This window comes from Kribbella sp. NBC_00359 (assembly GCF_036097425.1).
Classification (GTDB): Bacteria; Actinomycetota; Actinomycetes; order Propionibacteriales; family Kribbellaceae; genus Kribbella.
In genome coordinates this window covers 3,384,131-3,408,246 of record NZ_CP107975.1, presented here as the reverse complement: position 1 = coordinate 3,408,246, position 24,116 = coordinate 3,384,131, and the positions used below count along the sequence as shown (strand labels likewise).

At 68.2% G+C, this 24,116-nt stretch carries 20 protein-coding genes; 11 read left to right on the top strand and 9 right to left on the bottom strand.

The window, feature by feature from the left end; all coding sequences use genetic code 11:
* Positions 1 to 56 precede the first annotated feature (56 nt).
* Genes OG876_RS16640 through OG876_RS16630 form a run of 3 tightly spaced genes read left to right on the top strand, consistent with a single transcriptional unit; the run spans position 57 to position 3,555 of the window.
* Entirely contained in the window at positions 57 to 2,474 is a 2,418-nt protein-coding gene (locus tag OG876_RS16640) for a GH116 family glycosyl-hydrolase (RefSeq protein WP_328525773.1), read from the top strand.
* A gap of 30 nt (positions 2,475 to 2,504) precedes the next feature.
* Complete coding sequence (locus OG876_RS16635; RefSeq protein ID WP_328525772.1) at positions 2,505 to 3,044, top strand: TetR/AcrR family transcriptional regulator; 540 nt, start codon at positions 2,505 to 2,507, stop codon at positions 3,042 to 3,044.
* Positions 3,045 to 3,054: 10 nt separating this feature from the next.
* Positions 3,055 to 3,555 carry a DUF2867 domain-containing protein gene (locus OG876_RS16630; RefSeq protein ID WP_328525771.1) on the top strand — a complete coding sequence of 167 codons (501 nt, stop codon included), beginning with the start codon at positions 3,055 to 3,057 and terminating at the stop codon, positions 3,553 to 3,555.
* Here the strand turns inward: OG876_RS16630 and OG876_RS16625 are convergent.
* From OG876_RS16625 to OG876_RS16610, 4 genes are all read right to left on the bottom strand, one after another.
* A complete protein-coding gene (locus OG876_RS16625; protein ID WP_328525770.1) occupies positions 3,538 to 5,406 on the bottom strand; it encodes an ABC transporter permease in 1,869 nt (622 codons plus the stop codon). The two genes, OG876_RS16630 and OG876_RS16625, sit on opposite strands and share 18 nt — an antisense overlap.
* A gap of 74 nt (positions 5,407 to 5,480) precedes the next feature.
* Positions 5,481 to 5,891: a hypothetical protein gene (locus OG876_RS16620; protein ID WP_328525769.1), complete on the bottom strand. Its 411-nt coding sequence runs from the start codon at positions 5,889 to 5,891 to the stop codon at positions 5,481 to 5,483.
* The gene (locus tag OG876_RS16615; protein ID WP_328525768.1) at positions 5,876 to 8,182 is read right to left on the bottom strand and encodes a CehA/McbA family metallohydrolase; all 2,307 of its coding nucleotides are present in this window, start codon (positions 8,180 to 8,182) and stop codon (positions 5,876 to 5,878) included. Before OG876_RS16615 ends, OG876_RS16620 begins: the two co-directional genes overlap by 16 nt.
* A gap of 47 nt (positions 8,183 to 8,229) precedes the next feature.
* Complete coding sequence (locus OG876_RS16610; protein WP_328525767.1) at positions 8,230 to 8,784, bottom strand: TetR/AcrR family transcriptional regulator; 555 nt, start codon at positions 8,782 to 8,784, stop codon at positions 8,230 to 8,232.
* A 91-nt stretch (positions 8,785 to 8,875) separates the two neighbouring features.
* Here OG876_RS16610 and OG876_RS16605 point away from each other — a divergent pair, with 91 nt between their 5' ends.
* A complete protein-coding gene (locus OG876_RS16605; protein ID WP_442914135.1) occupies positions 8,876 to 11,386 on the top strand; it encodes a bifunctional FO biosynthesis protein CofGH in 2,511 nt (836 codons plus the stop codon).
* Here the strand turns inward: OG876_RS16605 and OG876_RS16600 are convergent, their stop codons facing one another.
* On the bottom strand, positions 11,387 to 11,698 hold the full coding sequence (locus OG876_RS16600; protein WP_328525766.1) for a hypothetical protein: 312 nt from the start codon (positions 11,696 to 11,698) through the stop codon (positions 11,387 to 11,389).
* Positions 11,699 to 11,846: 148 nt separating this feature from the next.
* Between OG876_RS16600 and OG876_RS16595 the strand changes: the two genes are divergently transcribed.
* The gene (locus tag OG876_RS16595) at positions 11,847 to 13,778 is read left to right on the top strand and encodes a sensor histidine kinase (protein ID WP_328525765.1); all 1,932 of its coding nucleotides are present in this window, start codon (positions 11,847 to 11,849) and stop codon (positions 13,776 to 13,778) included.
* On the top strand, positions 13,766 to 14,404 hold the full coding sequence (locus tag OG876_RS16590) for a response regulator transcription factor (protein WP_328525764.1): 639 nt from the start codon (positions 13,766 to 13,768) through the stop codon (positions 14,402 to 14,404). The genes OG876_RS16595 and OG876_RS16590 overlap by 13 nt, the downstream gene beginning before the upstream one ends.
* Before the next feature lie 1,388 nt (positions 14,405 to 15,792).
* On the opposite strand, the gene OG876_RS16585 is transcribed toward OG876_RS16590, so the two are convergent.
* Together OG876_RS16585 and OG876_RS16580 are read right to left on the bottom strand one after the other, a co-directional pair.
* On the bottom strand, positions 15,793 to 16,413 hold the full coding sequence (locus OG876_RS16585) for a hypothetical protein (RefSeq protein WP_328525763.1): 621 nt from the start codon (positions 16,411 to 16,413) through the stop codon (positions 15,793 to 15,795).
* On the bottom strand, positions 16,406 to 18,325 hold the full coding sequence (locus tag OG876_RS16580) for an acyl-CoA dehydrogenase family protein (protein ID WP_328525762.1): 1,920 nt from the start codon (positions 18,323 to 18,325) through the stop codon (positions 16,406 to 16,408). Before OG876_RS16580 ends, OG876_RS16585 begins: the two co-directional genes overlap by 8 nt.
* Before the next feature lie 11 nt (positions 18,326 to 18,336).
* On the opposite strand from OG876_RS16580, the gene OG876_RS16575 reads away from it, so the two are divergent.
* The 5 genes from OG876_RS16575 (at position 18,337) to OG876_RS16555 (ending at position 22,277) form a co-directional block, all read left to right on the top strand.
* Positions 18,337 to 18,822 carry a TOBE domain-containing protein gene (locus tag OG876_RS16575; RefSeq protein ID WP_442914134.1) on the top strand — a complete coding sequence of 162 codons (486 nt, stop codon included), beginning with the start codon at positions 18,337 to 18,339 and terminating at the stop codon, positions 18,820 to 18,822.
* Positions 18,822 to 19,607: a molybdate ABC transporter substrate-binding protein gene (gene modA / locus OG876_RS16570; protein WP_328525760.1), complete on the top strand. Its 786-nt coding sequence runs from the start codon at positions 18,822 to 18,824 to the stop codon at positions 19,605 to 19,607. Before OG876_RS16575 ends, modA begins: the two co-directional genes overlap by 1 nt.
* A gap of 22 nt (positions 19,608 to 19,629) precedes the next feature.
* Positions 19,630 to 20,436 (top strand): molybdate ABC transporter permease subunit, encoded by an 807-nt coding sequence (modB, locus tag OG876_RS16565; protein ID WP_328525759.1) that lies wholly within the window; start codon positions 19,630 to 19,632, stop codon positions 20,434 to 20,436.
* Positions 20,433 to 21,494 (top strand): ABC transporter ATP-binding protein, encoded by a 1,062-nt coding sequence (locus OG876_RS16560; RefSeq protein WP_328525758.1) that lies wholly within the window; start codon positions 20,433 to 20,435, stop codon positions 21,492 to 21,494. The genes modB and OG876_RS16560 overlap by 4 nt, the downstream gene beginning before the upstream one ends.
* A gap of 369 nt (positions 21,495 to 21,863) precedes the next feature.
* Positions 21,864 to 22,277, top strand: coding sequence for a YdcF family protein (locus tag OG876_RS16555; protein ID WP_328525757.1), 414 nt, complete (start codon positions 21,864 to 21,866; stop codon positions 22,275 to 22,277).
* A gap of 65 nt (positions 22,278 to 22,342) precedes the next feature.
* Here OG876_RS16555 and OG876_RS16550 read toward each other — a convergent pair whose 3' ends face one another.
* Positions 22,343 to 23,425: a hypothetical protein gene (locus OG876_RS16550; RefSeq protein ID WP_328525756.1), complete on the bottom strand. Its 1,083-nt coding sequence runs from the start codon at positions 23,423 to 23,425 to the stop codon at positions 22,343 to 22,345.
* The gene (locus OG876_RS16545) at positions 23,422 to 23,970 is read right to left on the bottom strand and encodes an NUDIX hydrolase (protein ID WP_328525755.1); all 549 of its coding nucleotides are present in this window, start codon (positions 23,968 to 23,970) and stop codon (positions 23,422 to 23,424) included. The genes OG876_RS16550 and OG876_RS16545 overlap by 4 nt, the downstream gene beginning before the upstream one ends.
* Positions 23,971 to 24,116 lie beyond the last annotated feature (146 nt).

Sequence of the window (24,116 nt, the reverse complement as noted above, 5' to 3'; positions counted from 1 at the left end):
ACCGACCCGCCGGAGATCGATTTCTCCGGCGGGCGCGGCGATTAGGGTCGGGTCACATGACGACCTGGCCCCAGCTTCGTACGTACACCGGCCGCCACCTCCGCCGGATCTCCCTCCCGCTCGGCGGTATCGGCACCGGCACGGTCTCCCTCGGCGGCCGCGGCAACCTCCGCGACTGGGAGATCGTGAACCGCCCGGCCAAGGGCTTCCACCCCGGTACGGCGTTCTTCGCGATCCGCACCGAATCCGGCGACGGCACTGTGAATACCCGCGCCGTCGAAGGCCCACTCGACCTGAGTGAGTACGAAGGCGCCCACGGCAGCGCCGCCCAGAACCACGGCCTCCCCCGCTTCCGCGAGGCTACCTTCAGTACGGCGTACCCGTTCGGCCGGATCGAACTCCGCGACGACGACGTACCGGTCGACGTGGAGCTGGAGGCGTTCAACCCACTCGTCCCCACCGACGTCGAGGCGAGCTCCTGGCCGGTCGCCGTACTGCGCTTCGTCGTGACGAACCGCGGAACCGAGCCGCTGACGGTGTCGCTGGCCGGATCGCTGCAGAACTTCATCGGCCGGGACGGCACCACAGACGTTGCTGCGGGCAACTACAACACGACCGCCACCGGCGGACCGGCAGTCCGCGCGGACGGTGTGCTGTTGCGCAGCCGCGGGGTCGATCCCGCCGCGGAGCAGTACGGCTCGATCGCGCTGGCAGTGCTGGACGGCCAGGACGTGAGCCGCCGGACCGGCTGGGCGGATCGCACCTGGGGCGACAGCCTGCTCGACTTCTGGGACGACTTCAGCGCCGACGGCCGGCTCGACGAGCGCACCAGCGAGTCCGCGACCCCGATCGCGTCGGTGGCCGACCGCCGTACCGTCGCCGCCGGCGCGACCGAGCGCTTCACCTTCCTCCTCGGCTGGCACTTCCCGAACCGGCGCGCCTGGGAGAAGCCCGCCGTCGTCGGCAACTACTACACGACGCTGATCGACGACGTCTGGACCATGCTCTGCCGCTTCGCAGCGCAGCTCGACGAGCTGGAACGTCGTACCGTCGCCTTCGTCACGGACTTCCTCGGCAGCGACCTGCCCGCGCAGGTCCATGAGGCGGCTCTGTTCAACCTGAGCACACTGCGGACCCAGACGGTCTTCCGGACCCCGGACGGACGGTTCTTCGGCTGGGAAGGATGCTCCGACCATGAAGGCAGCTGCTTCGGCAGTTGCACGCATGTGTGGAACTACGAGCAGGCCACACCCTTCCTGTTCGGTCAGATCGCGCGCTCGATGCGTGAGGTCGAGTTCGCCCACGCGACCGATGATCAAGGGCTGATGAGCTTCCGGGTCGGCCTCCCCCTCGAGACCAGTGCGACCGACTGGCGAGTCGCTGCCGCCGACGGTCAGCTCGGGTGCCTGGTCAAGCTGTATCGCGACTGGCGGCTCAGCGGCGATGACGAGCTGGTGCGTTCGCTGTGGCCTGCGGCCCGGCGGGCGCTCGAGTTCTGCTGGATCCCCGGCGGATGGGACGCCGACCGTGACGGCGTGATCGAGGGCTGCCAGCACAACACGATGGACGTCGAGTACTACGGACCCAACCCGCAGATGCAGTCCTGGTACCTGGCGGCCCTGCGCGCGTGCGAGGAAATGGCCCGCTACCTCGGCGTCGAAGACCTCGCCACGGAGTGCCGCACGCTCTTCGACAACGGCAGTGCGTGGATGGACGAGCACCTGTTCAACGGCGAGTACTACCGGCACGAGATTCGCCCGCCGGCATCAGCAGACGACATCGCACCCGGCCTCCGCGAACGGATGGGCGCCGCCGATCCGACCCATCCCGTGCTGCAACTGGGCGACGGCTGCCTCGTCGATCAACTGGTCGGGCAGCACCTCGCTCGGCTGACCCAACTCGGCACCCTGCTCGATCCGGACCGGGTCGTGACGACGTTGCGCAGCATCCTGAAGCACAACGGGCTTTCCGGGTTCTCCGGGCACTTCAACCACATGCGCAGTTACGTGCTGGGCGACGAGTCCGCCGTACTGATGTGCAGCTATCCGCGCGGCAACCGGCCTGAGCGGCCGTTCCCGTACTTCAGCGAGGTGATGACGGGGTTCGAGCACATCCTCGCGGTCGGCCTGATCGCGGAAGGCCTGGTCGACGAGGGGCTGCAGGTGATCGCCGACATCCGGGCCCGGTACGACGGGGAGCGGCGCAACCCGTTCGACGAGGCGGAGTGCGGTCACCACTACGCGCGGGCGATGGCGAGCTGGGGTGCGGTGATCGCGCTGACCGGCTTCGACTACGACGGACGGACCGGGGTGATGCGGTTCGCGCCGCGGACTCCCGACGTACGACGGATCTTCTGGTCGACGGGCGACGCGGTCGGCACCTTCGACACGGTCGAGCGAACGCTCCACGTCCGCGAAGGCGACCTGCACCTCACCTCGGTCGAGCTCTTCGGCGAGGAGGTCACACAGGATTGACCATACCAAACGGTATGGTATGTTTTCGGCATGGTCACCCGGACGGAATGGCTGGACGCCGGCCTCGAGCTACTGGCGGACGAAGGTGCGCCGGCGGTGACGATCGAGCGACTGACCGGGAAGCTCGGGGTCACCAAGGGCTCGTACTACCACCACTTCAAGGGCGCCGCCGGCTACCGGACGGCGCTCCTGGAGTACTTCGAGGCGCAATTCACCACCCGGCTGATCGACGCGGTCGAGCGCCAGCCCGATGCGGAGCCGGCGGCGAAGCTGCAGCACCTCCTGCGCCTCGTGACGTCCGACCCGGACAGTGCCGGGCTCGAGATCGCCGTACGGGCGTGGGCCCTCCAGGATCCCGAAGTACGGGCTGCGCAGGAGCGGGTGGACCGGGCGCGGACGGCGTACGTGAAGGAGCTGTGCCACGGACTGAAGGCCGACCTGGATCCGGACCGGTTCGCGCAACTGCTCTATCTGATCCTGATCGGCGCCGAGCAGGTGCTGCCGCCCATCGCCAAGGACGACCTGCGCGACATCTACGCACTGACCCTGCGTCTCGCGTCCATCGACTAGAGGAGTCGCCATGCCGACCCGCACCGACCTGCCTGAGCTGGATGACCTACTGCCCATCGTCGACGTGGTCGATGTGAAGACCGCTCGCGGTGCGGTGTCACTGCGCGAGTTCACCGCCGGCGCACTCGGCCATGGACCGCTGTGGATCAAAGCCTTGTTCGGTGTCCGGATCCTGCTGGCCTGGGCGCTCCGGCTTGAGACGGCCGTCCCCGACTCGTTTCGACTGCGGCCGGAGACGGTGAGCTTCACCCCGGGTGACCCCGCCGCGTTCTTCACCGTCGTGCGCGGCGAGGAGGATCACTACTTGTTGCTGAAGGTCTCCGACAACCATCTGGTCGCCTGGCTGGCGATCATCACGGACAACGGGCAGCCCGCGGAGTTCAAGGTCGTCACGCTGGTCAAGTACCTGCGACCCGTCGGTCGCTTCTACTACAACCTGATCCGTCCGTTCCATCACCTGGTCCTGCTCAGCATGTGCCGGGCCGGCGAGACGTCATTCGCGAGCCGCTAGCAACGACACCGGCTGCGGCCTCGTCGCCTGGTGCGCGGTGAACGCCGCGGCCGCACCGACGACGATGAGCGCCACGCCGAAGATCAGGCCGAGCAAGCGCCAGGGAATCGCCAACGCTGCAAGACCGTACGGACCAGCGGCGATGCCGGCCAGCGCGGCCGCCGCGACCAGCGATCCGAGGAGTACGCCGACGATCACGACGGTGGCGGACTCGACCAGATCAACCGTGACGACCTGCGCGCGAGTCAGCCCGGCCATCCGGGCCAGCGCGAACTCCCGCCGCCTGTCGGCCGTCGACATCACCACCGCGTTGACCACAGCAACGGCCGCGAAGATGCCGGCCAGCCCCATCAGCGCGGCGAACAGACTGGAGTTACTCCGCTGTTGCGCCGCGCCACGATCTTCGGCCCACTCTCCGACCGTCTGCACCGTGCCGTCGAGCCCGGCCGCGACCCGGCTCGGTTTGATGCCCGGCGCAACCTTCACCAACGTCTCGGTCCGGCCGCCCGCGGGCAGCAGGGCTCTGGGGATGAAGAAGTTCTCACTGACGTCGAGCGTCTCCGGCATGATGGCGACAACCTTGGCGACGACAGTTCTATTGCCTAAGGCAATCTTGAGCGTGGATCCGAGTCTGTAGCCCTCGGCAGCCATTCCGGGGCCGATGGCAATCGTCTGGCCGGTCAGGCGATCCAACGACCCCTTGCGCGGCCGCAGCTTGTGGGTTTGCAGATATGCGGCCGGATCGATCCCGATCGCCTCCGAGTACACCGTCGTCCTGCCCCGGCTGACAGTGATCGGTACGGCGGTCTGTTGCGACGCGACCGCGATGTCCGGCCCGCGTTGTATCGCGTGATCGACGACCAGGTCCGCGGTGATCAGTCGCTCCTGCTCCACCCCGACAGCCTTCGCCAGCGACCCGAACGTCCCCCACAACCCGACCACGAGTCCGACCAGCACGATCAACGGCGCCGCCGTTGCCGCGCTTCGCCGTACCGCGTGAAGCACTCCAGCCCGGGCGAGGTCGGCGATCAGGTTGCCACGCAGGACGGCCGCGGGCAGCCGACCGGTCAGCGGTACGACGATCGGGCTGAGCTGACTGAGGGCGACCGAACCACTGATCATCACGACCAGACCGATCATCAGCCCGGCGACCAGATCACGCGCGGCCTGCGCGGCGACCACCAGCACCACCGTGCAGAACGCGGCCGACAGTCCCCAGAACCATCGCCAGCCGGTCATCACCCGCTGCGCGGCACGGCTCTCCGTGAGCGCTTCGAGCGCGCTGATCCGAGACGCTCGCCACGCGGCCGCGAGTACGCCGGCGAGCGCTGTGCTCACGCCGACGATCATCGCCGCCCACACCGCCCCCTGATCCCACGGCGCATCGAACCAGGACGGCAGCATCCCAAGCTTGATCAACAACCACGACTGCGCCCAGGTCCCCAGCAGCCCGAGCGGCACACCGACCACAGTCCCGATCAGACCGAGCAGTCCGGCCTCCGTCACCAGCATCAGACACAGGTAGCCACGCTGTGCCCCGACCAGCCGCAGCAGGCCAAGCTCCCGCCGCCGCTGCACGACGGTGAAGCCGAATGTCGTACTGACGATGAACACGGTCAGGAACACCGCGAGCATCACCGACATCCCCAGCAGCGTGGCGGCGCCGACGTACCCTTCACGCACTCGGGCGCGGTCGTACGCCGACAGTCCGGCAGGCAGGGCCGGTCGATCGGTGGCGGCGAGCATCTGCAGCCCTGACTGCACCAGGCCCACTCCTAGCGCGACGGCAACCACTGCGCCCGCGAACAGGTGCCATCTCGTCCGCACTGCATCCACAGACAACGTCAGCATCCTCCTACCCAACAGGTGGGAGCTGCTGCTCGCCCTGGCTCAGCCACCCCAGCGCGGGTAGCTTCCGCGCTACCTCACGCGCGTGCCGACAGCAGCAGGTTGACGGTGCTGTGGTTGGCGAGACCACCAAGCGCGCCGAGAGCGCGGAAGGTCAGGGTCACGTCCACAACGGTGGGCGCGTCGAGCCGGACCCGGAAGGCCGTCTCCTGGCGATGCTCACCGGTCAGTTCGTGAGCCGGCAGCTCGAGCCGGAGCCCGCTGACCGGCTCGGCTTCGATGGCCAAGGGGCCGGTGACGAAGCCGTCGTTGACGACCGTCACGGCGAGCGTGTGCCATTCACCTGGCGTCAAGATGCCGATCGGCGCGCCGCTGCGGGCGACGTTCACCCGCGCCTCCGGGTTGATGGTCACCGCGAGCGGCGCGTCGGTCTCGACCGGCCCACAACAGCCGATTGCAGGTGCGTGGTGCATCAGTCGGCCTCGCATTCTTCTCGCCTCGACAGGTAGCCGGCCTGCGCCTCGTCGTACGCCTGCCGCGCCGCATCCCGCTCGCTCTCCCGGATGAACCCCGACTTCACCTTCCACAGTTGGTCGACGGAGTCGTGCAGCCACTGAGCACTGCGGCGTGAGGCCCGGATCGGCCGGCCGTCGATCTCGAGAAAGATCGGCTGGGTGTGCACGCTGCGCAGGATCCGCAGCGCCAGCCAGGACGAGCGCTCGACGGTCACGTCGAAGGCGACCTCCTGCTCGGTGCCATCGGCAACTAGTTCCTGCGACGCGACCACGACACCGTTCAGCACGACCTCGAGGACGACAGTTCGGGACGTGCCGACCCGGGACCGCTCGAGATGCCAGCCCACCGGCGCGCTGTACACCGGACGACCCGCCGGTGGTGGAGGCGGCTCCTCGGGCAGCCAAGCGGCGACGGTCGCGCTGACCCGCACCGGGCCGGGCGCGTCGAGCGGATGCTCACGGCTGACGTCACCGTCTACGGCCAGATCGAACACATGACTGCGGCCGTCACCGAAGTACGACGCACTCTCCCGCAGACCGGTGGTCCATGCCTCGATCGCCTGCGGACCGGCCGGCGGTTCGGCCAGTCGGACGTACGTACGCCCGACGCCCGGGCCCTCGTCGTACATGCAGGGATAGTCGGTCTCGCCGAGCATGAGGGTGCGGTAACCGACGCTGAGCAGGTGGTACCAGATGTTCAGCTCCGCCGCGGGCGCGAACTGGCCGCCGCACTGGAAGTCGGCGGCCCCGAGGGGTACGTCGACGATGATCTCGTTGGAGCCGATGCCCTGGAACGACGGCACGATGTAGTTGGGCAGCTCCTCGGTGCCGACCGACAGACCGACTCCACAGTGCGCGTACCCGACCAGTGCGTTCTGCTCCTTGGCCCAGCGCAGGACCGGCAGGTTCCACGACGGCCAGTCCTCGATCAGACTGGTTCCCGGGTAGTCCTGGTCGGTGAGCCCGAGCAGGATCAAGTGACCGGAATGGCTGGACGGGAACCCCGACACCTCGACGTCGTACCGCAACGCACTCTCGGCATCGCGGTCCGTCGGCTGTGGAGTCCACGTCATGCCCTGTGCGGCTTGCATCGCCGGATATTCCAGGTCGGCCGGCGGACTGATCGCCGCACCGCTGAAGAACTGTTTCTGGTGGTAGTAGCACGGCGCCCAGGTGAGCACGCTGCCGAGCCAGAGGCCTTCCCCACGGACATGCCGGATCATCGTTTCGGGCGTGACGCCTTCGCTCGGGACGTTGTAGTGCGAGCAGCCGCCGGCGTGGATGTGGGGGTCACCCGAGTAGTAGCCGTGGCCGGCCGGATCGACCCAGCGGTCGAGGGTGATCGGAACCGTCTCGGTTTCCGCGTCGACATCGGCCTCGAGCAGTACCTGTCGATACTCGGGCCCACGGATCGCCGAGACCTCGTACCGCCCCTCGGGCAGCCGGATCATTTCGCCGGTCGCGCGGTAGACGTGCTCGTGGAAGAACATGTCCGGCGCCAGCCGCATCGCCTTGGAAGGGTACGAGCGTCCCTGCGCGTCGCGAACAGTGATCGCGGCCATGCAGCTCCGGCCGTCGGGCTCACGGATGTCCAGCCGGATGTCGCGCGCCGGTGCACAGTCGAAGTCGAACGACGCGGCGTACTCGCGCGACTCGAAGTTCGTCCGGAAGCCGGCGACGCCCAGCGGGGACCGGCTCAGACTGTGGTGGTTGTGCTCGTCCGCGGCGAAGAGCGACACGCCACCCGGCCGGACGCCGCCTTCGCGGCTGTACAGGCTGATGACCTTGTACTCGACCTCGAGGCCGGACAGGTCTTTCGGTGCGGCGACGGCCGCGTCCAGCCAGGCGTCCTTGATCCGTGGAACGATGGTCAGCGTGTCGTGCAACGCGATGCGCGCGGAGTGGCTCTGGTAGTCGATCACGCCGTACACGCCGCCGGGCGACGCGCTCAAGGTGGCGGCGATCCGGTGCGGGTTCGCCACCCGCACGAGGAAACTGCGCCAGCCGTGCTGGACCAGTCGCGGCGGCGCGGCGCCCGGTGCGCACACAGCGATCCCCTGCTCGTCGATCGACACGTCCACCAGGACGTACGGCCGCAGCAGGGTCTCGAGCTGGCTGCGCCGCTCCGCCTCGCTCAGCGAGCTGCTTTCCAGCTTGGACAGTTGGGTGACCACATCGGCGGGCAGTGGATCGCCGAGATCTTGCAGTTTTCGTACGGCGCGGACAGCGGACGCGAACAGTGGCTGAACTGCGGGGTCAGACACTCGGACCTCCCGATGGCGAGTTCCCTCGGGACCCTACCCGGCACCGCCTACCTCAGCACCTCTAATAACGCGGCGAGGTCCGCACGGTCCACCTGCCGGCTACCGATCAGTGCCTGCATCAGCAGGCCGTCCAGCGCCGCGACCAGCAGCCGCGCCTTCTGCGGATCGGCGGTGAAGGCGCGGGCGATCTCCGTCAACGGCTCCAACCAGGCCTGGGCGACGTCGCGGAGCTCCGGACGGCGAGCGGCGTACAGGTAGAGCTCGTACAACGCGAGTGTCCGGCCGCGCCGCCGTACGACGCTGTGCTCGATCAACCGCGCCAGCTCGTCCGCCGGCCGCGCCCCGAGCTCACTCCCCCAGCCGTGCAGCTCGGCGGCGAGATCCTCGGCCGCCCATCCCAGCGCCGCGACCAGCAGCTCGTCGAGCGTCGCGAAGTGATACGTGATCGACGCGACCGACACATCCGCCGTCGCGGCCACCGCGCGATGGCTCACACCTGCGACCCCGTCGCGCTCGATCACGGTCAGCGTCGCCCGCAGCAACTCGCTCCGCCGCTGCTCACCGCGCATCCGGCGACCGTCCACAGCCTTTCCGACCTGCACGAACAGCAAACTATCAGGACGTCTGTACGGATTGTTTTTGGTTCCGGGAATCACGGGAACGACCGGTTTTCGGCACCTAGGCTCGGATGACGTGACAACCAACGACATCAGTACGGCGATGCGCCGCGCCCTAAAGCGTGCGGACGACGGCAAGACCCTCGACCCGGCCGAGGTGGAGGTGCTGCTCGGCGCGAGCGGCGACGCGCTGACCACCTTGATGGCGACCGCGGCCCGCGTCCGCGACCAGGGCCTGGCCGACGCCGGCCGCCCCGGCATCGTCACGTACTCGAAGAAGGTCTTCATCCCGCTGACCCGGTTGTGCCGGGACCGCTGTCACTACTGCACGTTCGCGACCACGCCGGGCCGGGTGCACTCGCCGTACCTCTCGCCGGACGAGGTGCTGGAGATCGCGCGGCAGGGCGCCGCACTCGGCTGCAAGGAGGCGCTGTTCACCCTCGGCGATGCTCCCGAGGACCGCTGGGAGGCGGCGCGGCAGTGGTTGGAGGAGGCCGGGTACGACAGCACGCTCGACTACGTGCGGGCGATGGCGATCCGGGTCCTGGAGGAGACCGGGCTGCTGCCGCACCTCAACCCCGGCGTGATGTCGTGGCAGGACCTGCAGCGGTTGAAGCCGGTCGCGCCGAGCATGGGCATGATGCTGGAGACCACGTCCCGGCGGCTGTTCGAGGAGAAGGGCCAGCCGCACTTCGGCTCACCCGACAAGGACCCGGCGATCCGGCTGCGGGTGCTCGAGGACGCCGGGCGGTCGAACGTGCCGTTCACCACGGGCCTGCTGATCGGCATCGGCGAGACGCTGGAGGAGCGGGCGGACTCGATCTTCGCGTTGCGCAAGATCGCCCGGCAGTACAACGGGATCCAGGAAGTGATCATCCAGGGGTTCCGGGTGAAGCCGGACACCGCGATGCGCAACGACGCCGACGTACCGCTGGACGAATGGCTGGCCGCGATCGCCACCACCCGCGTCGTGCTCGGGCCGCGCGTCCGGGTGCAGGCGCCGCCGAACCTGGTCGACCTGGCCGAGTGCCGCGCGCTGCTCGACGCGGGCGTGGACGACTTCGGCGGGGTGTCGCCACTGACGCCCGACCACGTGAACCCGGAACGCCCATGGCCGCAGATCGACGACCTGGCGAAGGTCACGGCGGACGCCGGCTTTGTCTTGCGGGAGCGGTTGACGGCGCATCCGGAGTACCTACGTGAGCCGTGGCTGGACCCGCGGTTGATCTCGCACGTCGAAGCACTGGTCGATGGGGGTTCTGGGCTAGCGGACGAGAGCGCTATGCCTGTCGGGCTGCCGTGGCAGGAGCCGGATGGTGGGTGGGACAGCGTCGGCCGGACCGACCTGCACACCGCGATCGACACCGAGGGACGGCGTACCGAGACCCGCTCCGACTTCGACGCCGCGTACGGCGACTGGGACGTCCTCCGCGAGGACGTTGCGCATCGGTCCGCACCAGAGCGTGTCGAAGGTGACGTGAAGGCGGCGCTCGCCGCTGCCGAGCGGGATCCGGCCGGGCTGTCGGATGCGCACGCCCTGACGTTGATGACGGCAACGGGTCCGGCGCTGGACGCATTGGCCGCTCTTGCGGATGGGTTGCGCAAGGCAACGGTTGGGGACGACGTCACGTACGTGGTCAACCGCAACATCAACTTCACCAACGTCTGCTACACCGGCTGCCGGTTCTGCGCGTTCGCCCAGCGGCGGACCGACGCCGACGCCTACTCGCTGTCGATGGACGAGGTAGGCCAGCGCGCCGAGGAAGCCTGGGTGATCGGCGCGACCGAGGTGTGCATGCAAGGCGGTATCCACCCCGACCTGCCAGGTACGGCGTACGCCGATCTCGTCCGCGCGGTCAAGGACCGGGTGCCGGACATGCACGTGCACGCGTACTCGCCGATGGAGATCGTCAACGGCTCGGTCCGCACCGGGCTGTCGATCGAGGACTTCCTGATCTCGGTGAAGGAGGCCGGCCTGGACAGCATCCCCGGCACCGCGGCGGAGATCCTCGACGACGACGTGCGCTGGATCCTCACCAAGGGAAAGTTGCCCACGGCAAGCTGGATCGAGGTGATCAGCACCGCGCACAAGGTCGGCCTGCCATCCAGTTCGACGATGATGTACGGCCACGTCGACGCACCGCACCACTGGGTGCAGCACCTGCGCACGATCGCCGCCGTCCAGGATCGGACGGGCGGGTTCACCGAGTTCGTCCTGCTGCCGTTCATCCACCAGAACTCGCCGATCTACCTGGCCGGCGTCGCCCGCCCGGGACCGACGTACGACGAGAACCGCGCGGTGCACGCGATGGCGCGGATCATGCTGCACGGGCGGATCGACAACATCCAGTGCTCGTGGGTCAAGCTCGGCGTCGACGGCTGCGTCGCGGTCCTGAACGGCGGGGTCAACGACATCGGCGGCACCCTGATGGAGGAGACCATCAGCCGGATGGCCGGCTCCAAGCACGGCTCCCGCAAGTCCATCGAGGAGCTGACCGCCATGGCCACCGCCGCCGGTCGCCCGGCCCGCCAGCGCACCACGACGTACGGCGAGGTCCCGGCCCGCCCGTCCTTGGAGCTCGCCTGATCAACGGGCCGCGTCGAGGTTGACGGCGTTGGTGCGGCTCCGGCGCTTCGATCCGAGGCGGTGGCCCAAGGTGATGAGCAGGAAGCCGACTATGTAGATGGAGCCGGTGACGGCTAGGTAGTCGAGCGGAAGCTTCTTCGCATCGGCACTGAACGCGGTGTGGTTGCCGCCGACCCAGGCGCGCATCAGGTAGAGGGTCTGGAAGGTGAACGAGTAGGCGAAGATCGCGATGTAGGCGACGTACGCCGCGAGCCGGTTGCGCAGGAAGAAGCCGAGCGGGAAGGCGAACAGTACGGTGACGATGGCAACCATGGGGATCCCCTCCTGGAAGAATTGACACCATCACCGTCCCGCTCGGCCCGGCCTCCGCACATCGGTGCTGTCGCCGGAACAGGCTCGCGGCTGGCGCTTACGTGCTGACACTGGTGCGAAACCGGCCACTCGCCGTCATCATGAGGTTGTGTTGCAGCCACGGCGTCTGGTCGCCGCCGCGACGACGGTGTTCGCAGCGGCTGCCGGGCTGCGCGCGGTGCTCGCCTACGGCCCGGCGTCGATCGGCAGTCCGGCCGATTGGCCGGTCACAACCGCTCTCCTGTTGCCCTCACTCCTCCTCGGCTGGCTGGTCGTTGTCCGAGCCCCGTCAAGTCCCATCGGCCCCGCGCTGGCACTGACTGCCACCACTCCGGCTGTCGTCTTCAGCATCGAGGACTGGGGAGCGACGTACCGAACCAGCAGCCCGTGGCCGGTCGCTCGCGTGGTCGAGGTCGTCGCGGCCGGCGTCTGGCCGTGGCTGTTCCTCGGCTTCGTGACCTTGGTGCTGCTCTTCCCGGACGGCCTGCTGCCCGGCCGTCGCTGGCGGGTGACCTGGGCGCTGGTTCCGGTCGCGGCCGCGCTCGTGAACTTCGTGGTCTCCACAGATCCCGGGACCTTCGCCGACGGCGGTCTCGGGGATCCTCCGTTCGTCACGCCCGAACCCTTCCATTCGATCGTCATCGTCGCCGTGTTCGCGTTCTTCGTGGCCGTCCTGCTGACCGCCGCTTCCAGTCTGGTCGTGCGCTACCGGCACGGCGACGAACTGACCCGGCTGCGGTTGCGCTGGCTGACCGGAGCCGCTCTGGGCGTGCCGATCCTGCTGGCCGCGAGCTGGCTGGGGATCGCGCTCGGGGCGCCGGCCGATGTCGCCTACGGCGGCTTCCTGATCGCGATGCTCGTTCTGGTCCCGGCCGCGATCGCGGTGGCGATCCTCCGCCACGATCTGTTCGACATCGACCGGCTGCTCGGCAGCACGCTGAGCTGGGTCGTCACCACGCTGATCTCGGCGGCGATCTTCGCCGCCGTGGTTCTTGCTGTCGGCAACTTCTTCCCGGACCGCGTCGGCGTCACCACGGCCGCCTTCGTCACCGCCCTGGCCCTGTTGCCGCTGCAGCACTGGATCCACAGCTCCGTCGGCCGCTTCGTCGACCCCGACCGGACCGTGGCGCTGGCCAGGATCCGCGCCTTCGTCTGGCGGGTGCGTGACGGCGAGGCCGAGCCCGAACAGGTCGAGACCGTACTGCGCGACGCCCTCGACGACCCGTCGTTACGCGTTCTCCTCCATCGGCCGGGTGACCAGCCCGAGATCCCCGACGGCGCGATCCCCTTGCGGACCGGCGATGCGGTCGTCGGCGCCTTGGTTCTCGGTACGACGTCGGCCCGGCGGATCCGGCGAGCCCGGGAAGCCGTTGTCGAGGCGCGACTGCCGATCGAGGTCAGCCGGCTCCGGCTCGAACTCCGGGAGGCACTCGCCGAGGTCCGCGCCAGCCGGGCCCGGCTGATGGACGAGGTGAACGCCGAACGGCAGCGGCTGGAGCGGGACCTCCACGACGGCGCGCAGCAACAGCTGATCGCGATCGGCATGCGACTGCGATCCCTGCAGTATCAGCTCGAGCCCGGCATCGCGGCGTACCAGGAGATCGACGAAGTCGTCGAGACGGTGGAGGCGACCGTCGCCGAGTTACGGCAGATCGCGCATGGCGTCCGCCCGAGCCGCCTCGACGACGGGCTCGCGGTGGCGCTGCGCCGCCTCGTCGCCGACAGCACACTGCCCGTCGACCTCGTCGTACCCGACCTGGAGGTGGGCGAGAGCGCGGCGACCGCGGTCTACTTCACGGTGGGCGAGGCGATCGCGAACGCGCTCAAGCACGCCGGCGCCACCCGGATCTCGATCGAGGTCGGCATCTCCGACCAGGTGCTGCGGGTGGTCGTTCGCGACGACGGGGTGGGCGGGGCGAAGGAGGGATTCGGCTTGACGTCGTTGCGGGACCGGGTGGCGTCGGTCGGCGGGGAGTTCACCGTGGAGAGTCCGCCCGGAGCCGGGACCGCGATCAGGGTGGAGATTCCGTGCGCATCGTGATCGGCGAGGATTCCGCCTTGTTTCGTGAGGGTCTGAGCCGGCTGCTGACCGAGAACGGCCACGAGATCGCCGGTACGGCGGCCGACGCCGACGGACTGGTCGAGGTGGTCCGCGCGGTCGATCCCGAGCTGACGATCATCGACGTACGGATGCCGCCGACGATGACGGACGACGGCGCGAGGGCGGCGAAAGTCCTGCGCGACGATGCGCCCGACCGGCCGATCCTGATGCTGTCGCAACATGTCGAGACGCGGCACGTGGTCGAGCTGGTCGGGACCGGGGCGTTCGGGTATCTGCTGAAGGATCGGGTCCTGCGGGTCGCCGACTTCCTCGACGCGATGCGCCGGGTCGCGGACGGCGGGTCCGCGCTCGACCCGGCGATCGTCGCGGCCCTCGTCACGCCGACCCGGGTGAACGATCCGCTGGCGGCGTTGTCGGCCCGCGAACGCGAGGTCCTCGCCTTGGTCGCGGAAGGCCGGTCGAACAGCGCGATCGCGGCCGAACTGGTCCTCGCCGAACGCACAGTCGAGACACACATGCGCAGCATCTTCCAGAAGCTCCGTATCGACGACACTCCCGACAGCCACCGGCGGGTGCTCGCCGTACTCACCCATCTCACCGGGTGACGTTCCCGGGCTGGTGTCTGATCCCCAGCAGCACCAGACACCAGCCCGGGCACGGAAACGCCGACCGTGCCGGGCGTCGGTCGCCACCTCACTGGCGACCGGCTGCCCTAGCGGCACGGCCGGCGTCCTGCTGTTGCCCCGAGAGGGCAGTCGGCCCGAAGGCGGGCGGGCCCGATGCCTCATTCCGTGACCGGCAGGGGAGGTACAGTCCGGTCGCGGACGGGAGTACTTCGGGAACCACCTGGAGCCTGTGTCAGCGACCCGTCCGCCGCCGACAAGAGAACGTTGTCATGGGCCGCGATCCCCGGGAATCCCTCCGATCAAACATTTGCATTGCCTTTGAACAAGACAACTCTCCGTAGACAAACCTTCACTTTCCGTACAACCGTTGCCTTCCGCAACAACAACCCCCACCACCAGCCCACTCCAAAACCCCACCACCCGCACCCACGCGGCCCCGCACAAGCCGCATCCACACGAACCGCACCCACACAGCCCCGGCAGCCGGCAGGCACCCGCCCCGCCCGCACAAGCCGCACCCGCGCAGGTCGTGCCGGCAAGGCCGACGCACGCACCTTCCAGGACGTCGCGGACGCGTTGGCCGGCCTTTCGAACCCACCGGTGTCCCCGGTCGCGGTCTGCCCAGCCCGTACCCCGCGCAGCCAGCACCGGTACAGCCGCCCCCGGCAACCACACTCACCCCGCTCAGCCCGCACCCCTCGCAGCAGCTCCGCCCACGCCACCACCCCGCGCAGCAGCACCCGCCCACACGGCACCCGCGCACCCCACACCGGTACAACCGACCCCGAGAACCAGCACCTGCCCAGCCGGCCCCGCGCAGCAGCACCCGCCCTCGCCGTACTCGCGCAGCCCGCACCGGAGAGCTGTCCCCGGCAACCAGCACCCGCTCAGCGCGCACCTCGCACAGCGGCACCCGCACAAGCCGTACACACGCAGCTCCCGGCAACCGGCAACCGGCACGCATCCCGCCCCGCCCAACCCGCATCTGCGCAGGTCGCGCCGACCCGGGCCCCCAGCAACCAGCACACGCACCTGCCCAGCACGCACTCCGCTCAGCTGCACACCCGCCCACGCCGCACCCCCGCATCCCGCACCGGTACAACCGCCCCGGCAAACCAGCACCTGCGCAGCCCGCACCCCGCGGAGCGGCACCCGCACAAGCCGTGCTCGCGCAGCCAGCACCGGAGAGCCGTCCCCGGCAACCAGCACCAGCTCAGCCCGCATCCCGCGCGGCGGCACCGGCACACGACGTACTCGGGCACCTGCGCGCCGCGGCTGGTCAGCATGGCCCACCGCATGCAAGCCGAGCGCCTGCTGTCGGCTGCTGGGCTGACGGCAGGCGCTCGGAGGTTCGTGGTGGTTGGCGGCTAGTACGGGTAGGTGTCGTCGCGGCGGGTCGGGTCGAGGTCCCACAGGGAGAACTCGACGATCCGGTGGGACTCCTCCCCGCCGGCCGGGATCAGCCCGAACGAGTCGTACTCCTTCGACCCCATCCCGTCGAGGTAACACAGCAGCTCGAACGCCGACTGCGCGTCCTCGATGTCGTCGATCACCTCGTCGTTCTGCGCCTCGTCGGCCCGGCTCCGGACGTACTGCACGAACGCCTCCGGATCCGTCACCACATAGTCGTACCGCGCCTGGTAGCTGACCCGGACCCCGTTCTCCGGCAGCAGCGGCTCCTCCAGTTCCTCGAGATCGTCCACACCCTCCACGATCTCCCGGTAGTCCGCGGGGTCGTCGAAGTCGTCCGGCCCGAGCGGGAGGTCGTCCAGCTCGTCGGGGTCGTACGAGTCGATCCCGAGGAAGATGTCACCCCAGCCCCGTTCATGGACGGCGTCCGCGAGCGCCCGGGCCTGGACCCGGACGTTCTCAATCGCGCCGGTGGCCCGCAGGTCGTGCAGGTCCAGAGCGTCGGCCTGCTCCAGCAACACCCGGGCGAGTTCGCGGGCGGCCTCGGCGGCCGACGCGGGTTCGATCGGCTCACTCATGCTGCGACGGTACAACCATCGGCACCTCCACCGCCCCGCCCGGTATGCCGAACGCGTCGACGAGCTCGACAGCGGCCGGCCGGACGGCGGCGCACAGCTCGTTCACGAGCGCCGTGATCGCCTTCGACCGCCCCGGCGACAGCCGCCCGTGCTCCAGGTACCAGGCCCGCTCAGCCTCGATCGTCGCCAGCGCGTGCAGGTCGTAGACGTCCTTCAGCAGCTCACGACTCTCCTCCGGCGCGTCCAGTACGGCGCCCTGGAACGCCTCGAGCACAACCCTGTCCACGTGCGCCCGCCCGGCCGCGATCACGTGGTCCTGGCATCGGTTGAACACCTCGAACGGCTCGTCGCCCGCATCGATGCCCGCCTTCAACCGCCGTGCCACCCCGGACAACATGTGCTCCTCGCGAAACCGCAGCAGCCCCGAGTGATACGCGTCGTCCCGCAACCCCGCATCCGGATCGGCCGCGTCACTCCGATTCGGTACGACGTCCCGCAGCCGCTCGATCAGTGGTCGCAGGGCCGCCTTCTCGACCGCGATCTCCACCGCCTGCGCCGCGATGAACCGGGCCGTGCCGAGCGGGTCCAGCTTCCCGAACGACTCCCGGTAGTCCGTCAGCAGACCCTTCGCCACCAACTGCAGCAGGACGGTGTTGTCCCCCTCGAAGGTGGTGAACACATCGGTGTCGGCCTTCAGCGTCGCCAACCGGTTCTCCGCCAGGTAACCGGCACCGCCACACGCCTCGCGGCACATCTGGATCGTCTCGGTCGCGTGCCACGTCCCGAGCGCCTTCGTCCCGGCCGCCTGCGCCTCCAACGCCCGCCGGTCGTGCTCGGTGCCGTCTTCCCCGAACACCCGCAGGAACTCGTCGACCAACTCCCCCTGCGCGAAGTGCAAGGCGTAGGTCCGTGCAAGCAACGGCAACAACCGTCGCTGGTGCATCCGGTAGTCCAGGAGCAACGCCTCCTCCGCACTCCCCGGCGCACCGAACTGCCGACGCTGAGCGCCGTACTTGATCGCGATCGTCAACGCGACCTTGCTCGCGTTGATCGCCGCGCCGCCGACCGACACCCGCCCCTGCACCAGCGTCCCGAGCATGGTGAAGAACCGGCGGTCCGGATTCTCGATCTCGCTCTGATAGTTGCCATCAGCATCGACCTGGGCATAGCGGTCCAGTAACGCGTCCCGCGGCACCCTGACCTGGTCGAACACGATCCGCCCGTTGTCCACCCCGTTCAGTCCCAGCTTCGGGCCGCAGTCGGACAGCGTCACCCCGGGCATCGCCGTACCGTCGTCCGTCCGGATCGGGACCAGCAGGCAATGCACCCCATGACTCTCACCGCCGACCACGAGTTGCGCGAACACCGCCGCCATCCGCCCGTGCCGCGCCGCGTTGCCGATGTAGTCCTTCCGCGCCGCCGCCGTCGGCGTGTGGACGACGAACTCTTCGGTCGAGGCGTCGTACGTCGCCGTCGTACCGAGCGCCTGGACGTTCGACCCGTGGCCTGTCTCGGTCATCGCGAAGCAGCCGTGCAACCGGCCACTGACCGCGTCGGCGAGATATCGCTCATGGTGCTTCTCGGTCCCCAGATGCAGGATCGCGCCGGCGAACAGGCCGAACTGCACCCCCGCCTTCACCATCAGCGAGAGGTCCCCGAAGGCCAGCATCTCGAACCCGGCGATGAACCCGCCGAGATCGCCCTCACCGCCGTACTCCTTCGGGAAGCCGCGCGCCGGGTGCCCGTCGGCCGTGATCTGCTGCAGCAGGTCGAGCACCTTGTCGCGGTACTCGTCCCGCGGCAGGCGCACGGCCAGGTCGAACAGCTCCGCGTCCGCTAGCCCTGCGCGCACCACGTCGCGCGCCGCCTTGTGCGGCCCGTCCAGGTAGTCCCGCAACCCCGATGTCCTCATGCCTTTAACTTATGCGGATTGGCAGACACTTTCCGTCACCAGTCGGTGACTGTGGAAAACTCCGGGCAACAATCCGCATCTGCGCCAGTATGCTGTCTGCCGTGCCGAACTTGCGGATCAGTGAGGCGGCAGCGCTCCTGGGAGTCAGCGACGACACGGTCCGTCGCTGGGTCGACCAGGGCCGGCTGCCGTCAGTCCAGGCCAGCGGCCGGATGGCGATCGACGGGCAAGCGCTCGCCCGATTCGCCCAGGAGCTGGCCGAGTCGCCGGAGCCGGGCAACACCACCGCCGCATCGGCCCGGAACCGGATGCGGGGAATCGTCACTCGTGTCATCAAGGACGGTGTGATGGCCCAGGTCGAGATGCAGGCCGGTCCGTTCCGCGTCGTGTCGCTGATGAGCCGCGAGGCTGCCGACGAGCTCGGTCTGGAGCCGGGAGTGGTCGCGGTCGCTTCGATCAAGTCCACCCATGTCGTCGTCGAAATCCCGGAGGCCTGATGTTCCGTCGTACCGCGCTCGCCACGCTCGCCGCCGTTGCCGCGCTCACCTTCGCCGGCTGCGGTGACGACACTCCGGCGGCATCGTCCTCGCCGTCAGGCAGCAGCAGTACGCCGGCTCTGTCCGGGACCGTCAACGTCTTCGCGGCGGCCTCCCTGACCGGGACGTTCACCCAGCTGGGCAAGGACTTCGAGGCGGCCCACCCGGGTGTGAAGGTGACCTTCAACTTCGCCGGAAGCTCGGCGCTGGCGCAGCAGATCAACCAGGGTGCCCCCGCGGACGTGTTCGCCTCGGCGTCGCCGAAGAACATGGACCAAGTGACGGACAAGAACACTCCGACGGTGTTCGTGACGAACACGCTGGAGATCGCCGTACCGAAGGGGAATCCGGCCAAGATCACCGGGCTGGAAGACTTCGCCGACAAGAACAAGAAGATCGCGATCTGCGCGGTACAGGTGCCGTGTGGCGCGGCGGCCGACACCGTGTTCAAGGCGGCCGGGATCACGCCGCAGCCGGACAGCCTCGAGCAGGACGTGAAGGCCGTGCTGACCAAGGTCGGCCTCGGTGAGGTCGACGCCGGCCTCGTCTACAAGACCGACGTACTGTCGGCCAAGGACAAGGTCGACGGCATCGAGTTCCCCGAAGCGGACAAGGCGATCAACGAGTACCCGATCGCGACGCTGACGAAGGCTCCGAACCCTGACGGCGCAAAGGCGTTCGTCGACTACGTACTGTCCGACCAGGGCAAGGCGGTCATGACCGCTGCCGGCTTCAGCGCGCCGTAGGTCGTAGTAGTTTCGACACACCGTGAGTCGTCGTAGCAGGAGCACCAGTGGGCGGTTGCCGCTCGTGCTCCTGCTGCCTGCCCTGCTCGGACTGGCGTTCCTGGTCGTCCCTCTGATCGGTCTGCTGGCCAAGGCGCCCTGGTCGACGTTGCCGAGCCATCTGTTCAGCCAGGACGTCTGGCAGGCGCTGAGGCTGTCCCTGATCTGCGCCACCTCCGCTACTGCAGTGTGCATTGTCCTGGGCATCCCGCTCGCCTGGCTGCTGGCTCGCGGCGAGTTGCCTGGCCGCGGCATCATCCGGGCGCTGGTGACCGTCCCACTGGTCCTGCCGCCTGTAGTGGGCGGTGTTGCACTGCTGCTGGTCCTGGGACGACGCGGACTGATCGGTGAACGTCTGGATCTGTGGTTCGGTATCACTCTGCCGTTCACGACGGCCGGTGTGATCGTGGCAGAGGCCTTTGTTGCCATGCCGTTCCTAGTGATCTCTGTAGAGGGCGCACTGCGCGCTGCGGACCCGCGCTACGAGGAAGCGGCCGCGACACTCGGCGCAGGTCGCTGGCTGACCTTCCGACGCGTGACACTCCCGTCGATCGCGCCAGGTGTCGTGGCAGGCGCCGTACTGTGCTGGGCTCGCGCGCTGGGTGAGTTCGGCGCCACCATCACCTTTGCCGGCAACCTGCCTGGCCGTACGACGACCATGCCGCTGGCGGTGTACCTCGCGTTGGAGACCGACCCGGACGTGGCCGTCGTACTGAGCATCGTGCTTCTCATCGTGTCCGTCGTCGTACTGGCGTCTCTGCGCGAGCGCTGGATCAGTGGGCTGCGATGACTCTGTACGCCGACGTGCGAGTGACGCGTGACTCCTTCGACCTCTCGTTGGACCTGGTTGTCGAACCAGGTGAGGTGGTCGCGTTGCTAGGCCCCAACGGCGCCGGCAAGACCACCGCACTCCGCGCGATTGCCGGCCTCTTGCCGCTGGGCGGTGGCCGCATCGCTTTAGGTTCTGAGGTGTGGGACGAACCCCCGCGTACATTCCGTCCGCCGGACCGCCGGCCGATCGGCGTGGTCTTCCAGGACTACCTGCTCTTCAACCACCTCAGCTGCCTCGAGAACGTTGCCTTCGGCCTCCGCGCCCGCGGACTCGACAAACACGCCGCCCGGTCGGAGGCTCTGCGCTGGCTCGACATCGTCGGCTTGGCGTCGTACGCGCGTAGCCGCCCGCGCTCGTTGTCCGGCGGCCAAGCCCAACGAGTCGCCCTGGCCCGAGCCTTGGCCACCGACCCCGAACTGTTGTTGCTGGACGAGCCTCTGGCCGCGTTGGACGCCGGTACGACGCTCCACGTCCGGGCTGAACTAGGCCAACACCTGAGGCGCTACGAAGGCCGCACCCTTCTCATCACCCACGACCCACTCGACGCCATGGTCCTCGCGGACCGCCTGGTCATCGTCGAGAACGGCCGTGTTGTCCAAGCAGGCCGCCCGACCGAGATAGCCCGCCACCCGCGCACCGACTACGTAGCCCAACTAGTAGGCCTCAACCTCTACCGAGGCACCGCTTCCGGCACGACAGTCGATCTGATGGAAGGCGGCACCATCACCCTCGCCGAACCAGCCACCGGCCCGGTCCACGTCGCCTTCCCACCCACCGCGGTCAGCCTCTACCCCTCACCACCCTCAGGCAGCCCCCGCAACACCTGGCCCGCCGTAGTCACCGGCATAGAACAACACGCCCACACAGTCAGAGTCCGCCTCAACGCCACCCCCACCGGCCCAGCCACCCTCCTGGCCGACATCACCCCCGCAGCAGTAGCCGACCTCCACCTATCCCCCGGCCAACCCCTCCACGCCACCCTAAAAGCCACCGAAATCCACACCTACCCGGTGTAACAGCCCACGCGTGCTAGGCAACCGCGGTCAGGCCCAACTGCTCGGCAACGCCCAAACGCACCGCATCAGTGCCGCATCATCGGATCAGTCGAAGATCAAGGGGAGCCCCGGAAGGTGAGTCGATGACTGGCGAGATCTCCACACAGGATCTTCGCGATGCGCGCAGGATCTGGGACTACCACCTGATGCATCATCGATTGGGGCCTGCCGACGTCGGGATCGGGCTTGGCAGTCATGACCTGGGTGTTGCGGCGTACACCGCGAACCTCTTTCATGAACGGCTCTTTCCGCAGATCGTCTTCACCGGAGCGACCAGCTCGACGACGGCTGCGAGGTTTCCGCGGGGCGAGGCTGTGCACTACCGCGAGCATGCGCATCGAGTTGGGCGTGCCTTCGTCTGCGATCAGGGTCGAGAGCTTAGCCACGAACACCGGTCAGAACATCGCCCTCACTCGTGACCTCCTCGCGTCGGTCGGTGTATCGGTGACGACAGTCTTGATCGTCTCGAAGCCGTACATGGAACGACGTGCATTCGCGACGTGTCAGAAGGTTTGGCCGGAGGTTCAGCCTATCTGTGCGTCGGAGCCGATCGGATTCGACGCCTATTTGGCGAGCATTGGCGATAACAAGCTCGTGGTGGGCATGCTCGTGGGTGATCTTCAGCGGGTGATCGAGTACCCCGGGCTTGGTTTCGCCGTCGAACAAGACGTCCCGGCTGAGGTCGACGCGGCGTACCGTCGGTTGGTCGCCGGCGGATACACGAGCCGCCTGATGGCCTTATGAACGGTCGAGGGGGCGTCGCGTCCTTTGGGTGCCGCACGAAAGCGCAGCCTGACCGGTCCCCACGCTCAGACCAGTTGGTGTTGCCAGGCGAGTTGGAGGATGGCGGCGCCGGCGGCTTGTAGTGGTTTGTGGTGGACGAAGTCGTTGATTGAGTCGGCGGTGAAGGGTTGGGGGGTGAGGACGCGGCCTTCGTCGTTGCTGGTGGTGAGGTCGGCGAAGAGGGTGTCGAAGATGTCGGCGTCGATTGCCAGGACTGTTAGTAGGTCTGTGGCGAAGGTGAGGGGGTCTACGCCTAGGCCTACGCAGTACGCCCGGGCCGAGCCGGCTGTGAGAGCAGCTGAGAGTTGGGTGGCGAAGGGCCAGGTTTCGTAGTTGATGGGGGCGGAGTCGCTGCCGTGGTCCTCTGACGTGCCCAGGAGTTCTTCGGAGAGTTCTCGGGTGAGGTTTCGCCAGAGGGAGAAGTCGTGGCGTTCATTCCAGGATGCGTCGGCGCTTGGTTGGAAGACGCCCGACGGGACGACTTGGTAGAGGCCGCCGGCATGGCCGACCTTGGCGGGATCGCGCCAGTGGATCAGGAAGGTGGAGTCGCCGGTCGTCTTGTCGTGGCGGATCGTGAGGGTGCTGATCGCCAGGTTGGTGGGGCGGCGGGTTGGGTCCCAGGGTTCTCCGATCGCGGTGCGCAGCGGATTACATCCATTCAGGTCAAGGCGGCGGGCGGCGTACTCGTGGGCGGAGGCCTCGCCGGTGTTGATGCTGTCGAAGTAGGTGCCTCGGCCCAGGCGCAGTACGGGCTGTGCGGCGGTCAGATCCGCCGAGAGGAGTCTGTACGTCGGGCGGTTCTCAAAGACAGCCGGGGACGCCAGGTCGGCGATGGCCTCGGCGTACGACGGGTAGCGGGTGCCGTCCGGTCGCAGGGGCAGGGTGCCCGTGGGTTCCAAACCTGTCACCCCGTGGAATTCCGCATCGGGCTCGAACTCCAACCGGATGGACGTCAACGGGATCGGCTGCGCCGGGATCCACGTCGATGCCGCCAGCAACGGTGTCCCAGCCACTCGACGGTCCGCGGGATAGTCGGCCGCGGCCTCGACACCCCAGCGAAAACGGTTCTGCTGCAACTCCCGACGTACCTCTAGCCATTGCTCCGTCATGAGCGCGGGAACGCTAGGACGTGGAGGAGGCCGACGAGGGAAGCGGCGCCGATGATCTCGCCAGCTTGGATGCGGCCGGGCAGGGAGTCCAAAGGGAGCCAGGCGACGCGCTCTGCCTCATTGATGTCGGAGGGATCTCCGATGTGGTCAGCGCCGTGGGCGATGAACAGGAGGTTCTCCGCGTCCGTCGTACCGACTGAAGGTTGGAGAGTGACGAGGGGTTCGACGGATCGGGGGCGCCAGCCGGTTTCTTCCTCCACCTCGCGGGCGGCGGTGACGGCCGGGTCCTCGTCGGCGTCGACGTACCCACCGGGGAGTTCCCAGGCCCAGCGGTCGATGATGAAGCGGTGGCGCCACATCATCAGCACGTGATCGTGGGCGTCGTTGAGTACGACCATCATCGCGGCCTTCGGCATCCGCAGTACGTATTGCTCGAACCGCACGCCATCGGGGAGTTCGACGGAGGCGATGGTCAGGCGGAGGCGGCGGGTGTCGTCGATCAGGCGTTCGCCGTGGATCTTCCACAGGGTGCTCTCGGCGGTCACGGGATGACAGTAGTCGTCGCTCTTGGGTGTGTACGAGGCACTGGGAGTGAAGTTACGGGCCGTGATGGCACCGGGATGGATTGACATGTTGTTGCGGGGGGATTCGCGCTCAGAGGGCGCGGTTTGGTAACGAGGAGTGTTTAGTT

What these genes read in the sequence shown, in the direction of transcription:
- OG876_RS16640 (WP_328525773.1), top strand. Translation starts at nt 57, where the DNA reads ATGACGACCTGGCCCCAGCTTCGTACGTACACCGGCCGCCACCTCCGC.
- OG876_RS16635 (WP_328525772.1), top strand. Translation starts at nt 2,505, where the DNA reads ATGGTCACCCGGACGGAATGGCTGGACGCCGGCCTCGAGCTACTGGCG.
- OG876_RS16630 (WP_328525771.1), top strand. Translation starts at nt 3,055, where the DNA reads ATGCCGACCCGCACCGACCTGCCTGAGCTGGATGACCTACTGCCCATC.
- OG876_RS16625 (WP_328525770.1), bottom strand. Translation starts at nt 5,406, where the DNA reads ATGCTGACGTTGTCTGTGGATGCAGTGCGGACGAGATGGCACCTGTTC.
- OG876_RS16620 (WP_328525769.1), bottom strand. Translation starts at nt 5,891, where the DNA reads ATGCGAGGCCGACTGATGCACCACGCACCTGCAATCGGCTGTTGTGGG.
- OG876_RS16600 (WP_328525766.1), bottom strand. Translation starts at nt 11,698, where the DNA reads ATGGTTGCCATCGTCACCGTACTGTTCGCCTTCCCGCTCGGCTTCTTC.
- OG876_RS16585 (WP_328525763.1), bottom strand. Translation starts at nt 16,413, where the DNA reads ATGAGTGAGCCGATCGAACCCGCGTCGGCCGCCGAGGCCGCCCGCGAA.
- OG876_RS16580 (WP_328525762.1), bottom strand. Translation starts at nt 18,325, where the DNA reads ATGAGGACATCGGGGTTGCGGGACTACCTGGACGGGCCGCACAAGGCG.
- OG876_RS16575 (WP_442914134.1), top strand. Translation starts at nt 18,337, where the DNA reads ATGCGGATTGGCAGACACTTTCCGTCACCAGTCGGTGACTGTGGAAAA.
- modA (WP_328525760.1), top strand. Translation starts at nt 18,822, where the DNA reads ATGTTCCGTCGTACCGCGCTCGCCACGCTCGCCGCCGTTGCCGCGCTC.
- OG876_RS16560 (WP_328525758.1), top strand. Translation starts at nt 20,433, where the DNA reads ATGACTCTGTACGCCGACGTGCGAGTGACGCGTGACTCCTTCGACCTC.
- OG876_RS16555 (WP_328525757.1), top strand. Translation starts at nt 21,864, where the DNA reads ATGCGCATCGAGTTGGGCGTGCCTTCGTCTGCGATCAGGGTCGAGAGC.
- OG876_RS16550 (WP_328525756.1), bottom strand. Translation starts at nt 23,425, where the DNA reads ATGACGGAGCAATGGCTAGAGGTACGTCGGGAGTTGCAGCAGAACCGT.